We start from the raw sequence: 13871 nt of genomic DNA on the forward strand, positions 1-13871 counted from the left end.
TTATGCGGATCAGGGGGGTTAGGTAACAGGATTTGGGAAATGTCGTTGTCAGTCAATGGTTGGTGAGCACTCAATCGCTAAAAACCTGCACCGGTTCTAGGGAGCGAACCTATAAGTCATAGCTTATGAGTGAGACAGCGATTGCTTTGGCACACCGTCAAATGGCTACGACACGACCTTTTGGGTTCCAATCAACCGCAAAATCTTCTCTATATCATCAGCAATCGACCGGAGTGCCGTGGTGATAGAAGAATAACCGTGGTAGCGTAAGATAGCGATGACTAAACTACGGTACATTGAGAGATTGCCAGGAGCATTACCAAATTGTATCCTGGAACTATCCTGATCAAGTACCACGTCCTTAACCCAATGTAAACGATTTTCAATTCCCCAATCACCACGAATGCCTTGGGCAAATTGTGCGGCATCGAGACATTTACTACTAATATAATAAGCGAGTTGTTGGTAGGGCTTACCTGCTCTTGTACCGATGCGTTCTAGTTTGACAAGACTAGCTAGACCTTGCCACTCGTCACTTATGCATATGATGTCATCAAAAACAGATACAGTTAATGTGGTGAGACGGTCACTTCTTTTTTCCCGGCTTATGTCAACACTTATGGGTTGAGTTTTTTGAGTGTTGAGTTTGATTTGTTTGTAGAGATTTTTGGGATTACCTTTCACAGCCATTACATAGTCGTTTCCACTTTCGACAATTAGTTTGACAGTTTTTTTTGACAGTGTAAAGCCTCAAAGCTCAATATTACTCCTTCTATCCCTAAATTGGCTAAAAGCAACGGCACAACGTCAATTTCACTACTTTTTTTATTACGAAATTGTTCTAGGGCTAGGGCTACTCCACAGCGACTACTGAAAACAGAAACTACCGAAACGAAGTCTTGATAAGCTTGAGCATAATTATTCACTGTCCCTTTGATACTTTTGCCATCAACTCAAGCACCAATCACCCTCTTGGGTAGGCACACCATCCCTAATCCAGTTGGTCAAAACTTGGGCTAATTGAGTAAAATCAATACTCATCATTACTCTCCGAAAAGTCGAGTAATAGGAAAACCCATTGGTGGTAAATCTAAGTTTTCGAGCAAGGCTTGGTGATGACGACGAGCAAAATCTTCCAAGGCTCGATAACCATAGCAATCGCTCATCGTTGCCATAATCACCAACAGCCAAATTAACCGCGTTTTCCTCTGGGAGCACGAAAATCTGGGAGCTGGGCTAACGCTTCGATCAGATTAGTTTTCATCAGGGAGAGGAACGAGAGTTCCATATTGAGTTCACTTTGATAGTTTACACTAGTTTCTGGCTACTCTAATTTTCTGTGATCACAATGAATTAGCCCTGCTTTTTTAAGGGGGATTTAGGGGGATCTCCGAGTTTGAAGACACGCCCTAGGGGTGGGTTCCTCTTACCTGCTCCCTGCTCCCTAAAACCCACGATTTTGTACAGCAACAGGCCGTCAGCCTTTGGCCAGGCTACGCGAATGGCTGACGGCTGACGGCTGACGGCTCACCGCTGAATGCTTAGCTAAGCTTGTGGTTCGGCAACTATTGAGCTAGCTGTACTAAAGTGAAAGTTAGTGTAATCACTGCTAACTTTCACCATGGCTAGAATTCGAGGTATAGGGTTGATTATCCAAGCCCTGATACCAGTTATTTACCTATTAGTAGTTATTCTAACCTTAGCCACGATTGTGCTGGATATCAACAGTCTTGTGGGTGGACCAGTACAAGAAATCGATAGCGCTCTGGTGACTATCAGTGGCAAATTCGAGCAAACGGGAAATGTTATTGGTAGTGCCATAGCACCGATTGGTGATCTAGATAAAAAACTGGCTAAAACGGTCGAAACAATTGATAGTATTCCTGAAGAAATAGAGCTTCCGACTATTCCGATTCCTGATGCTGAACTGCCGATTAAACCAAAAGTTAAATTGAGCAGCAGGGAGTTAAACAAGCCAGTTGTGTTCGTATTTGATATTCCCAAGATTCCTAAAGAACCTATTCTTAAGATTCCTAAGGTGCGAGTTGAGATTGAAAAGGTACCTGTTGCTTTACCTGATATTCCTGGGGTGAAGGTTAGTGTATCAGGACTAAAAGAAACGAAAGCCCTTTTAACTCAGAATGTTGAAATTATTGGCACTTTAAATAAAGTTATTGGTATTCTTCCCAATATTGAAGTGATTAGAGACCATTACCAAAGACTAATTGTTGGGGAGCAGGGCTTACTAGTAATCATTCAAAAAATTTGCCGTAATCTATTGGTTATGATCATCCTGTTGGCAGGGACTGTGCTACTTTCATTACCCTGGTTGGTTGTGAAATACATCAAGTGGGCTTCCCCTCAGCTAACTGCTGGATGGCAATTAATCAGGGGAGTATCTCAATAGGGAGCTTCGGAGCAGGTAAGATATAGCAATTATATATCCCATAAGGTACAAAGTGATCCCCCTAAATCCCCCTTAATAAGGGGGACTTTGAGGTTTAAAACCGTACCTCATAACTGCGATAAACGCTATAATAGAGGTAAGACGATGAGAGTTGATCAAAGCAGTGGTTTAAGGCAACGACTTAATGGTATAGTCATGATTATCTATGCCTTAATCCCGATTATCATAGTAGTGGTATTTTTGATTACTTTTTTAACAATTTTAAATGACATCAAGAGTCTGGTTACTGGCCCTTTAGTGGAAATCAATAACACTCTAGTGGAAGTGAAGGAAAGTACTCAAAAAGCCAAAGAGGAAATTGCTTCTATCATAGAACCGATCAAAACAATAAACGCAGAAGTGCAAGAAGCATTCGAGATAGTTGAACAGATTCCTACAGGAGTGAGTTTGCCTGATCTTGGCATACCAGATGTTAATCTTCCGGTGAAACCAGATGTCAACTTGGGGGGTGGATTTCCGCCTAAGGTGAATATCGAAATGAAAGAGGTTTCAGTGGCTATGCCTACTATTCCTGGGTTTGAAGTACCAGTGGTTGGTTTGCAACAGGTCAAGGCAGTTTTAAAGGATAATTTGGAAATACTTAGGGTTTTTAATACTATTGTCAGCGGTATTCCTAACCTCGATTCCCTTAGAGAAGATTCCCAAAAAATTGTAGCAGGGGTGCAGGAGTTGGTGAACGGAATTCATAAAATCGGGAGCAAGGTATTGGGGCTGATGATATTTAGCGCAATCATGGTGATACCCTGGTTAATTAAGTTATGTATTGCTCCCTACGCTACTTGGGCTTACGGTCAGGTCACCACAGGATGGGCATTAGTTCGTGGTCAAGTAACTGAATAAATCAGATGGGGAAATCTAAAGGAAAAATGCGATGCTCTAAAGAGCCGCTAAGCGAACGCTTTGGGTGCATCTCATTTTTGCCGTTTGACCAGATGGTGCGTTAGGGACGGACGCTGCTGGCGAATTCGTGAAACCCTTATTCTGCCGTAATCTGCTCCCCTCTCCCAAGGTTGGGAGAGGGGCTGGGGGTGAGGGCTGATCGGGCTTCTTGGTAAGTTCGCGAAATATTTCGCCAGCAGCATCGGGACGGAAAGCCTCTGATTTTCCGCCTCTTTGCGCCTTGAACAGTCCGTCCCGTAACGCACCACCAGGCTACTCCCTACTAGACCCTAATAAAACACTAATCAATCGATAAATATTTTAAAAAATAGTAAACAGTCAGCACTCAGCGGTCAGCCTTCAGCCTTCAGCCTTCAGCCTTCAGCCGTCAGCTGATTTTATTCAAAAGCTGTTATCCTAGCGTGACCATAGGCTGATAGCTGATAGCTGATACGCGACAGGCTGATAGCTAAGAGCTTACGGTAAAATAACCAATTTAAATTGCAATTAACAAGTTTAAACTAACTAAGATGCGCATCGCTAAACGGACTAGACCTAGACAATTAGACGTAATTATCAAAGGGTCATCCCATAACCATTGGCGTGACCCTTATCATATAATGCTGACCGTTAATTGGCCCATATTTTTCGGGCTAATTGCGGTTTGTTATTTAACCATAAACATCGTCTTTGCCCTATTGTACCTAGCGGGAGGCAATTGTATTGAAAACGCCCGTCCAGGTGCTTTCTTAGATGTCTTTTTCTTTAGTGTTCAGACCATGGCATCCATTGGTTATGGTGCCATGTATCCCGTGACCTCCTATGCTAATATCATCGTTACCATAGAAGCTCTAGTAGGTTTGATGGCCCTAGCCATGGCAACCGGACTAATGTTTGCCCGCTTCTCTCGCCCTACTGCCAGAGTCATCTTCAGTCGTAGGGCAGTGATTGCGCGCCATAATGGGGTAACTACCCTCATGTTTCGCACGGCCAATGAACGGGATAATCGGATTCTGGAAGCTCAGCTCAGGGTAAGTTTGCTGCGCTATGAAGTGACCTTAGAAGGGGAATCCATGCGTCGATTCTACGACATGAAACTGTTGCGTAGCCAAACCCCTAGCTTTGGTCTAACTTGGACAGTGATGCATCCGATTGATCAAAGTAGTCCGTTATATGGGGAAACACCAGAGTCTCTCGCTGAAATGGAAGCTACACTTATTATCACCCTAGTCGGTATTGATGAAACGGTTTCCCAGACTATTCACGCTCGTCACTCCTACACCGCATCAGAAATTTTGTGGGATAGGCGTTTTGTCGATATGTTTCATAGGAAATCAGACGGCAGTAGAATTATTGATTATAGCCACTTTCATGATATTAAGTAATAGAAATTTATAGGGTTTTAGAACTGCTACATAATTAATAGCTCTGAAATACCAACCTGACGTATCTTCTCTAACTCGATCAGCCTGCGATTAGCTTCTTGACATTCCTGCCAATAGTATTGCTTACGTTGCCAATCATTACTAAGGTCAATTTTTTGCCATTGCTCTAAACAATAGCGCCGATGTTTTTCCAAGGCTACTATTTCTAGAGAAGCTGCTGCTGCCTGTATTACCATCGGGGCTCGCAAAATATCTTCTGTACAGGTTTCGTCAAGATGAAATAGATGGGCGACTTGAGTCATTTCCCTAGGAAATTGTAAACTCCGGTCTTGTAAACGGGAGATTAGCTGTTCAGGGGTGGTAGTGTAAAATTGTGTCCCTATCCCTTGCAGTTCAATAATTTGTTGCCACAAGAATCGATGATGAGAAAGACTAAACAGTAAATCTCCCTGGTCTAGAGTATCAATAATTGTTTGTCGATACTCCGGACAATGTAAATAAATCCGTAATAGTAAGGCTTCGGCTCGTTCTAAAAGGGTACGTTCTTTACCAACAGGTAGGTTTGAGTCTTGATTACCCTGTTGTTTGGTTTTCTTTAACCGAGGTGGGGATTTCTTAAAGGCAGCTCTCAGGGGTTTTTGGAGTTGAGTTTGGAAATTTTCGATGTATAGAGATACTAGTTTCCCTTGTCCTTGACTGAGAATTTGAGCACAGTAGTTAATATAATAAGTGAGCTGATTAATGTCCTCCAGTTGCTTGAGTAACTTAACCATAGCTTGGGCGACTTGCTGAAATTGATCGGCTTGTTGGAGGTCTTTGCCAATCAGGAGTTGATTAATCTGCCAATCCAGCCACAAGGGAGCATTGAGCAACAGTTGTCGGTATTGTTCCGTAGCGTCAGGAGCAGATTTTAGGAATTCATCGGCATCTTTGCCATCAGGTAGGTTGAGTACCCGTAGCTGGACAAGCCCTTGGTAAGCTAGGTTAGCAATTTCTCCAATAGCTCTTTGGGCAGCAGTGGTACCAGCAGCATCCGCATCAAAGTTGAGCACAATTTGCTTCGATTCAGTATAGCGCGATAGTTGCCGGACTTGATCTAAACTAAAAGCGGTACCAAGGGAGGCGACTATATTAGTAATTCCTGTAGCATGGAGTGCGATCGCATCAAAATATCCTTCCACCACTACAGCTTGGTCTTGCTTGGTAATGGAATTACGAGCTTTATCTAGGGCAAAGAGGGTTTTACTTTTATCAAACAGGGGAGTTTCTGGAGAGTTGAGGTATTTCGGTTGCTCATCCCCGAGACTTCTAGCACCAAAGCCAATTACTCGACCTTGGGTGTCGTGGATCGGAATCATAATGCGATCGCGAAAGCGATCATAATACCCACCATTGTCCCTAGGCTTAATCAATCCCGCTTGCTCAACTAGCTTAACTGGCTTCCGTTTGTGTTCCACCAGATAACGGTAGATGGTTTGCCAACTAGCTGGAGCATACCCTAGCTCGAAAGTAATGATGGTTTCCTCACTCAGACCCCTTTGACCGCGCAAGTACTCTAGGGCCTGCTGTCCTTGGGGTTGTCTGAGGGCATGTTGATAGAAAGCTGTGGCTAAGGCCAGAATCTCGTAGAGTTGCTCTTGTAGAGAAAGTTGCCGTTGTAATTGCTCCCGCTGTTCCGGTTGCAGGGTTTGGACTGGCACCTGGTAGCGCTGTGCCAAATCCAGCACCACATCCGAGAAGGAGTGCTTGCCAATCTCCATCAGGAATTTAATCGCATTCCCTCCAGCTTGGCAGCCGAAGCAGTAATAGAGTTGTTTAGAGGGACTGACAGTGAAACTGGGAGTTTTTTCCTCATGGAAGGGACAGAGACCGACATGGTCTCTGCCACGCTTACGCAATACCACATGCTCCGAGATCACATCCACAATGTCAGACCGTTCCTTAACTGCTTCAATAGTGTTTGGGTGTAGCCGTGGAATGTTCATTGCTGGATTACGTGGTTACAATCGGTCAGGGTGTTCTTTATTGTCCCACCATACTCAAACCCTAAAAAACATGCCTGAGGTTTAGTGCCATTGCAGTATGACGACTGTGGGCAAGACTTGACACAAGATGCTGTTTCAGATCTTGGTCAAAAAGTCAAGATCCATGGGATCTGTTTTTAGCCAGTTGATCGGTGAAAGGCTACTAACACTACCCCCAAAGAATTAGGATTAATGACCCGACAGCCACACGACCAATTTGCGAAACAGTATCTCACGGAGTTGCTAACACCTCATGGTCAGGTGCAAATCAGCCGGGAAGTAACCAGTGAAGTTCGTCAAGTCGATATTTGGTTTCTACCAGCACCTTCGACATCCACACCACCCCAGGTTTTAGGATTGCTCGGTCAGATGGCATCAACTGCCTGTTTATTGGAACCGTTCCGCAATGCCACAGGGATCATGGCGGTGCGTAATTGTCTGCTAAAGTTGTTTGCCCTGTATGGTGAGCTGCAGCGCCAGGCACGACGAGAGGTGCGACCCGTGGCGAATTTAATTCGCCAAGGTCAAGCGCACCTAAGAAAAATTCTGTCAGTGAAACCGACTTGACCTGTTTATGGATTCTGTCTCCTTACTGTTCAACCAAGCTGTTGAATGGTTTTGCTGCCAAACTTAATGATTCCGGTAATTGGATTGAGGGAGTCTATTTTTTGCCTGAGTTGTTCAACACAGCCCTGGTGGCCATTAACCAGCTACCGGTTACAGAAGAAACCCTCTGGTTGAGAGTTTTGGGACGCGATCGCGTAGCGTGCGCGTAGCGCAATCGCACTCAAACCCAAGCCATTAATGAGTTGGTAGCACTAACGGTCGGACACCCTTTACTAGGGGACGCGCAAGTCGAAAGCCCCGCGTTTTTAAACCGGGTCAGAAGTTACCGCAAGAATAGGGCAGCCTTTACGGTTGGTCGGCTATGAGCAAAAGGGTTAAAACTTTATAATTAAGGCTGCCCTATTCTAAGGTTTCGTCTCCGGGATGAAGACTCGCAGCGACTTTAGTCGCCGAGTTGACAATACTTTAGCGCTATAGTATAATTCAAGCATAGGGTACAGGCTGAAAAACCGAGGCTGAGCCGGGAGAGAAACCCGTAACTTATTGACCTTAAAGTAGTAATGCCCGGAGGGTAGGGAAAGTCCTCCTTAAAAACCCAACCATCAACTAACAATTGGTGTGTGAACCCAGCAAGAAAGATAACACTTTGAAAAAAAATGGTACGGCGGGGCACGCCGAAACCAAGTGAAACAGGGAAGCAAGGGACTTTATAAGGCACTTCTCAAAAAGTAACTAAACGCTATCGCGAGACCAGCCCGCTGGGTCTTTCGTAAACTGAACTAGAATCTTGGTCTTGACGGGATATTGGTTTAGGTATTGCCGCAAGGATACGGAGGTTTAAGGCCGGTCGTAGATCTAGGAATCCCCGCGTCTTTAGACCGGGGAGTGTCAAGAGGCAACATCTTAGAGATTCTGGCCAACTGGCGCATCGCTTTCTTATCCCCCACACCCCACACCCGGTCAACCCACACCCCACACCTGAGGTCTTTGTTAAAAACCTACCCCTGTGAGGGGGTTAGGGGTGGGTGCCAATGCCCTTGCGCGTAGCGCTATAAAAGCTGACTGCTCAGAAGCTGATCGCTGAATTATTACAGCTAGAGTGTATCTGTTTAACCATTTAAAGGTAACTTGTCAACTGCTATTTCTTCCTGATTAAATTAATTTTTTTTAAAAGTTTTGCTAGATAAATAAAAATCTAGTAAATCCCCAAATTGTTCACAAAATATTAACAAAATTAAAGTACCATTATAAGTGGATACTTACTTTATTTTTAGATATTTTTTGCTCCTTACTATTTCTAGCGTTTATCGCAGTTATGAGGTACAGTATTTTTTGACGTTGATTCCCTGTTTTGATGCAGCGCATCCCGATTACCGATTACCGATTACCGATTACCGATTACCGATTACCGATTACCGATTACCGATTACCGATTACCGATTACCGATTACCGATTACCGATTACCTATTACCTAAAATCCCGAAATTGTGTACCTCATAGCTATGATAATTGCTATCCACGACACAATATAAGTAATTAACACAAGCATTGGTCACGAAAAAAAAAGCCTCTGTAGAGATGTTATGAATAACGTCTCTACAGAATATATAAGACTAGATAAAGTCTCTACTCTGTTTATTAATCAGGGATTGCATACATTCTATGAATGCTGATGTTACCGCTGACCGCTGATAGCTAATAGCTAAATATTCGTTGGTTTTAAAACCAATACAAAACCCTGATATGACTATAGCAATCCTAAATCATTTTAAAAATAACTGGACTTCTGAAAAACTAGCTCATTCTCCATTAAAATCTGCCTTATGCCTTCTGCATACTGCCTGAAAGCAGCCCATTTATTTCACGAATAAGATAGGATTACTAGGCTCTCCTAGAGTGGCTAGGATAAATTAGTACAAAATAATCGCCATAGTTTTTGCTTAGTAAGCTCTTGAGTAATTTAAAAATGCAATTTTAATAAAAGCGATGCAGAGGTGCGACCCGTGGCGAATTTAATTCGACGACTGTAAGGGCACCTAAGCGGTCTTGGGGGTTTACCCCGGAGACGAAACCTTAGACAGGGGAGCCTTTATGGTTGGTAGGCTATGCAGATGCATGATTAAAACTTATTGATTAAGGCTCCCCTGTCTTACGGTAACTTCAAACCACTCGCTATTCCATCAAGAAAATGTATTTTTAGTTGATTGAATCCCTTGCTATTTAAGGGGTTAAGCTCATTTAAACTACTAATTTACTATAATCAGTCTAGGAGAGCCGATTACTATAGTTATTTTTAAAGAGAAACGTAGGTATATGACAAATCTAATCATACGTCCCATATACGACATCCAAGGTAAAGGTCATATCTCACCATTTGTGGGTCAGTCTGTCACAACTACAGGTATTGTGACTGGGGTAGCGAGCAACGGCTTCTACCTACAAGACCCTTATGGAGATAATAATAATGCTACCTCAGATGGAATTTTTGTATTTACTAATTCTACTCCTACGGTCAGAATCCGTGACAAGGTGCAAGTGAGTGGTGATGTCCAAGAATTTCGGCGTAGTAACCGTTCCGATGACTTAACCCTGACTGAAATTACTAACCTGACTAATATTAGGGTCTTATCATCGAACAACCCTTTACCTACTGCGGTGGTTATCGGTGAAGACCGTACAGTACCTACAGAAATTATTGATGATGATGGTTTAACTGACTTCAATGAAGCTACTGATAGCATTGACTTTTACGAAAGCCTAGAAGGGATGCGGGTGCAAATCAATAATGCTGTAGCGGTTGCTCCCACTAATAGGTTTGGTGAAATTTGGACGGTTCCAGGTGATGTCAATCCTACTGGTGTTAATAATCGTGGTGGCATTACCATTAGTGACGGTGACTTCAATCCAGAGCGAATTCAGATTGATGACACTCTATTCAATGGCATTTCTCCTACAGTTAATGTCGGTGACCAGCTCGGTACTGTAACAGGGGTACTTAGCTACAGTTTCGGTAACTTTGAACTCCAGTCTACTGAACCAATTAGTGCTACATCAGGTAACCTAACGCCAGAGATAACGAATTTAGTCAGTAGTGCCAATCAACTTACCATTGCTAGCTTCAATGTCGAAAACCTCGACCCCAATAGTCAAGATGGGGATGATGATATCGGTGATGGTAAATTTAATGCGATCGCATTTCAACTGATCAATAATCTCCAATCCCCCGATATCATTGCTCTGCAAGAGGTTCAAGACAATAACGGAACTATAGACAATGGTAATGTGGATGCTAGGGAAACCTACGAAACTCTGATTAATGCCATAGTTGCTGCTGGTGGACCTCAGTACTCCTTCTTTGATATCCCCCCTGTGGACCGTCAGGATGGGGGTCAACCTGGTGGTAATATCCGCGTCGGTTACCTCTACAACCCTAACCGAGTTACCATCAACACTGATTCTGCTCAACGTATTGGTGTTGGTGAGACGGCTTTCGATAATACCCGCAAGTCTTTGTTGACGGAGTTTGAGTTTAACGGTGAAACCATCTCTGTTATTAATAATCACTTTTCTTCCAAGGGTGGTAGTGACCCTCTCTTTGGTGAGAATCAACCACCACAAAACGGTCAGGAGCAGAAACGGAATCAGCAAGCTCAAATCGTTAACGATTTTGTCGATACCATTCTGACTAATGACCCTGATGCCAATGTCCTAGTGCTGGGAGACTTCAATACGTTTGATTTTGAAGAACCACTGGAAACTCTAAAAGGATATCACAATTCAGTGCTGACCAATCTGACGGAAACGTTACCAGAGGATGAGCGTTACACATTTATTTTTGAAGGGAACTCTCAGGCACTTGACCATATTTTGGTCAGTGATCACCTAGTTGATGCTGGTGCTGAGTATGACATTGTCCACGTCAACAGTGAGTTTGCTGACCAAGCTAGCGACCATGACCCAATTTTAGCTCGCTTTACCTTACCTGAGCCAACTATTATCAATGGCACCGCAGGTAGTGATCAGCTGACTGGTACTGATAACAATGACATTATCACTGGTTTCCAAGCTCGAGATTTGCTCACTGGTGGTGGTGGTAATGATCAGTTTGTCTACACCTCACACCGAGATGCTGGCGATCAGATCACCGACTTTGAAGTGGGAAGTGACAAAATTGTTCTTACTGAGTTATTTAATAATAACGGAATTACAGTTGCTAATTATGAGGATGCGATTAATCGGGGCTTTCTGAGTTTTGCTTTACAGGATAATTTTGCTGTTGTTTTGTTTGACCAAGATGGCTCTGATGACAGCAATTATCAAGGGGTATTCAGGGAATTAAAACAAGAATTTCCGTTCCCTTTTTTAAATACTAATTCAGATGGAAGTCAGATATTTATCCTTCTGGAAAATGTTGATGTTGTTGAGCTACATGATTCTAGTAATTTTGTGATATAAAAGGTTGAAGGTTAGTTTGTTGAAGGTTAGTTTGTTGAAGGTTGGGAGGTTGAAGGTTGGGAGGTTGAAGGTGAGTTGCTTGAAGGTTTTCAAGGTTAAAGGTTAGCAGGTTGAAGGTTAGGAGGTTGTTCGCGTAGCGTGGCCAAAGGCCAAGGTTATTTGGTTGAATAATCTTTATCCTGTTCCAAATAATGTTTAAGATTTTTGAGCTGATTTTCGGTGCTTATCAAGGGCTACAATAAATCCCGCTACTGTTAGATTTGGTGTTAGCATTCAGCTATAGCGCGTGTCGCGTATCAGCTTATGGGTTAGGTCCGATGGGTCGAAGCCTGTGCCACGCTACTGTTCCCACCTCAAGCAGCGTGGCCACAGGCCAAGGGTGCCCGTAGCGCAATCGCTGCTTTTCAATAAAAGAGGTAAGCATTCGTTTAATCTTGAGTTATGGGAAGCTGACGGCTGACAGCTGACGGCTGAATGCTTACGATTTGGTAGTGTGCTCAGAAGACCTCTTGCAAAACTCCAAAACTATTGCCGACTCCCGACTCCCTACTCCCTACTCCCTACTCCCTAAAACCTATCATTTGCGCCAAGACAAACGAACAGGCATTTCCGACCGTGGCATCAATTCTGGGATCTCATGGGTAGCTTTAAACCTGGCCATGCGCTTACCATACCAGTTAGCTCCTGGAAAAGCCGTTAAACCATGAGCAAACACACTAATCAACACAGTTACTACCATAGTGCTAAACATCACTTCACTACCCTGAATTCCATCCCCCTCTAAAATTAGTAAACCATACAATATTGAAGCCACTCCCCTCGGTCCAAACCAGCCCAGAAATAAGATAGTATACCAACGCAACTTCATCCCAATCACGCTAATAGCAACCCCTACCATCCGAGCAATGGTCAGAGTAGCAATGGCGTACAATACCATCTGCCAATTGACGCTATCGAGAGCAGGAAACACCATCATTGAGCCATAAATCATAAAAATCAGCAGCACCAGCAACTGTCCCTCTGCTTCTCCAAACTCATACAAACAATCACAAATTGATGGAGCCGTATTCCCTAGGGTTAAGCCAGCACAAAACGCCGCAATAAAACCATTTCCCCCCACTAATTCTGCGATCGCATAAGCGCATAACGAGAGTCCTAATACCGATAAATCTTCAAAACTATGAGTAATCCACTTGCGGCGAACACTCTGTGACACCAACCAACCGCCAATATAGCCAACTGCTACCCCAACGATTGGCCCGAGAATCACTTGCATAGCAGCAAAGCGAAACCAAAAGCTTGCTGTTCCCGTCCCTTCCATTGTTCCAGCTAAGGAAAGGAAAATTAATAGAATCGGTAAACAAATACCATCATTCAAACCACTTTCAACATTGAGGGATTGACGAATACAAATTGGCACACGAGGACTGCTGACCACCGCTTGTCCTAAAGCAGCATCAGTGGGAGCCAGAATTGTTGCCAACCCTGCTGCTTCCCAGAATTCTAAGCTACCTCCAAGCAACAGTACTGCCAAAATTGTTCCTAGGATAATTGTCAGCGGTAGACCAATACCTAACAGACGTACCGGTAAATTGTAGTCTCGACGCAACAGTTTAAGATTAATCCGAGAAGCATCAGTGAACAAAACCAGAATCAACGTAAATTCAGCAATTATCCGAACAAGCTCATGCTCTACCTCCAGATTCAATAAACCCAACAATTGCGGACTCAATAAAACTCCAAATATCACAAAAGCCATCGGTGGCGTAATCACACTTTTCTCAATGCGCCCAGAAATTAAACCAAAGCCGAGGATAAATAGAGCAATAATCGCAAATAGTTCAGTGTTCATGGAATTTATCTAAATCCTGAGTGTGTCAGTGCTATACCAAAGGGAACAGGGAACAGGGAACAGGGAACAGGGAATAGGAAAAAAATTCTGTGTACCTGATAGTTATGAAAAGTACTGATAGCTGATAGCTGATAGCTGATAGCTGATAGCTGATAGCTGATAGCTGATAGCTGATAGCTGATAGCTGATAGCTGATAGCTGATAGCTGATAGCTGATAGCTGATAGCTGATAGCTGATAGC

The 13871-nt window shown here is 43.5% G+C and carries 12 protein-coding genes and 2 pseudogenes; 6 read left to right on the forward strand and 8 right to left on the reverse strand.

What is annotated here, in order from left to right:
• Positions 1–165: 165 nt before the first annotated feature.
• The 3 genes from F6K63_RS34805 to F6K63_RS34815 form a co-directional block, all read right to left on the reverse strand.
• Positions 166–690, reverse strand: coding sequence for an ISAs1 family transposase (locus F6K63_RS34805; protein WP_008187103.1), 525 nt, complete (start codon positions 688–690; stop codon positions 166–168).
• Between the two features lie 26 nt (positions 691–716).
• Positions 717–926 (reverse strand): hypothetical protein, encoded by a 210-nt coding sequence (locus tag F6K63_RS34810; RefSeq protein ID WP_008187105.1) that lies wholly within the window; start codon positions 924–926, stop codon positions 717–719.
• A 117-nt stretch (positions 927–1043) separates the two neighbouring features.
• On the reverse strand, positions 1044–1166 hold the full coding sequence (locus F6K63_RS34815; RefSeq protein WP_008187109.1) for a hypothetical protein: 123 nt from the start codon (positions 1164–1166) through the stop codon (positions 1044–1046).
• Between the two features lie 455 nt (positions 1167–1621).
• On the opposite strand from F6K63_RS34815, the gene F6K63_RS34820 reads away from it, so the two are divergent.
• Together F6K63_RS34820 and F6K63_RS34825 are read left to right on the forward strand one after the other, a co-directional pair.
• Positions 1622–2407: a hypothetical protein gene (locus F6K63_RS34820; RefSeq protein WP_287314664.1), complete on the forward strand. Its 786-nt coding sequence runs from the start codon at positions 1622–1624 to the stop codon at positions 2405–2407.
• A gap of 144 nt (positions 2408–2551) precedes the next feature.
• A complete protein-coding gene (locus F6K63_RS34825) occupies positions 2552–3307 on the forward strand; it encodes a hypothetical protein (protein ID WP_287254454.1) in 756 nt (251 codons plus the stop codon).
• 71 nt (positions 3308–3378) lie between these two features.
• Here F6K63_RS34825 and F6K63_RS34830 read toward each other — a convergent pair whose 3' ends face one another.
• The gene (locus F6K63_RS34830) at positions 3379–3615 is read right to left on the reverse strand and encodes a hypothetical protein (RefSeq protein WP_131827058.1); all 237 of its coding nucleotides are present in this window, start codon (positions 3613–3615) and stop codon (positions 3379–3381) included.
• Positions 3616–3876: 261 nt separating this feature from the next.
• Here F6K63_RS34830 and F6K63_RS34835 point away from each other — a divergent pair, with 261 nt between their 5' ends.
• On the forward strand, positions 3877–4731 hold the full coding sequence (locus tag F6K63_RS34835; protein ID WP_287267918.1) for an ion channel: 855 nt from the start codon (positions 3877–3879) through the stop codon (positions 4729–4731).
• 26 nt (positions 4732–4757) lie between these two features.
• On the opposite strand, the gene dnaG is transcribed toward F6K63_RS34835, so the two are convergent.
• Positions 4758–6716 (reverse strand): DNA primase, encoded by a 1959-nt coding sequence (dnaG, locus tag F6K63_RS34840; protein ID WP_287314666.1) that lies wholly within the window; start codon positions 6714–6716, stop codon positions 4758–4760.
• Positions 6717–6947: 231 nt separating this feature from the next.
• Here dnaG and F6K63_RS38155 point away from each other — a divergent pair.
• The 3 genes and pseudogenes from F6K63_RS38155 to F6K63_RS34860 form a co-directional block, all read left to right on the forward strand.
• Positions 6948–7591: pseudogene (locus F6K63_RS38155) on the forward strand (hypothetical protein); the annotation flags it as partial.
• A gap of 982 nt (positions 7592–8573) precedes the next feature.
• A complete protein-coding gene (locus F6K63_RS34855; RefSeq protein ID WP_287314669.1) occupies positions 8574–8798 on the forward strand; it encodes a hypothetical protein in 225 nt (74 codons plus the stop codon).
• Between the two features lie 838 nt (positions 8799–9636).
• Positions 9637–11778, forward strand: coding sequence for a DUF8508 domain-containing protein (locus tag F6K63_RS34860; RefSeq protein ID WP_287314670.1), 2142 nt, complete (start codon positions 9637–9639; stop codon positions 11776–11778).
• A 301-nt stretch (positions 11779–12079) separates the two neighbouring features.
• Here F6K63_RS34860 and F6K63_RS34865 read toward each other — a convergent pair whose 3' ends face one another.
• The 3 genes and pseudogenes from F6K63_RS34865 to F6K63_RS34875 all read right to left on the reverse strand — a co-directional run.
• The gene (locus F6K63_RS34865) at positions 12080–12202 is read right to left on the reverse strand and encodes a hypothetical protein (protein WP_287252835.1); all 123 of its coding nucleotides are present in this window, start codon (positions 12200–12202) and stop codon (positions 12080–12082) included.
• 153 nt (positions 12203–12355) lie between these two features.
• Complete coding sequence (locus F6K63_RS34870; RefSeq protein WP_287267921.1) at positions 12356–13630, reverse strand: cation:proton antiporter; 1275 nt, start codon at positions 13628–13630, stop codon at positions 12356–12358.
• Between the two features lie 5 nt (positions 13631–13635).
• Positions 13636–13871, reverse strand: a pseudogene (locus F6K63_RS34875) (hypothetical protein); the annotation flags it as partial.

It is taken from the genome of Moorena sp. SIO1G6 (assembly GCF_010672795.1).
In the GTDB taxonomy this organism is placed as follows: domain Bacteria; phylum Cyanobacteriota; class Cyanobacteriia; order Cyanobacteriales; family Coleofasciculaceae; genus Moorena; species Moorena producens.

Excerpts from the sequence above, each read along its gene's own strand:
- F6K63_RS34805 (WP_008187103.1), bottom strand. The coding sequence starts at position 690 with ATGGCTGTGAAAGGTAATCCCAAAAATCTCTACAAACAAATCAAACTC.
- F6K63_RS34815 (WP_008187109.1), bottom strand. The coding sequence starts at position 1,166 with ATGAGCGATTGCTATGGTTATCGAGCCTTGGAAGATTTTGCTCGTCGT.
- F6K63_RS34820 (WP_287314664.1), top strand. The coding sequence starts at position 1,622 with ATGGCTAGAATTCGAGGTATAGGGTTGATTATCCAAGCCCTGATACCA.
- F6K63_RS34825 (WP_287254454.1), top strand. The coding sequence starts at position 2,552 with ATGAGAGTTGATCAAAGCAGTGGTTTAAGGCAACGACTTAATGGTATA.
- F6K63_RS34835 (WP_287267918.1), top strand. The coding sequence starts at position 3,877 with ATGCGCATCGCTAAACGGACTAGACCTAGACAATTAGACGTAATTATC.
- dnaG (WP_287314666.1), bottom strand. The coding sequence starts at position 6,716 with ATGAACATTCCACGGCTACACCCAAACACTATTGAAGCAGTTAAGGAA.
- F6K63_RS34860 (WP_287314670.1), top strand. The coding sequence starts at position 9,637 with ATGACAAATCTAATCATACGTCCCATATACGACATCCAAGGTAAAGGT.
- F6K63_RS34865 (WP_287252835.1), bottom strand. The coding sequence starts at position 12,202 with ATGCTTACCTCTTTTATTGAAAAGCAGCGATTGCGCTACGGGCACCCT.
- F6K63_RS34870 (WP_287267921.1), bottom strand. The coding sequence starts at position 13,630 with ATGAACACTGAACTATTTGCGATTATTGCTCTATTTATCCTCGGCTTT.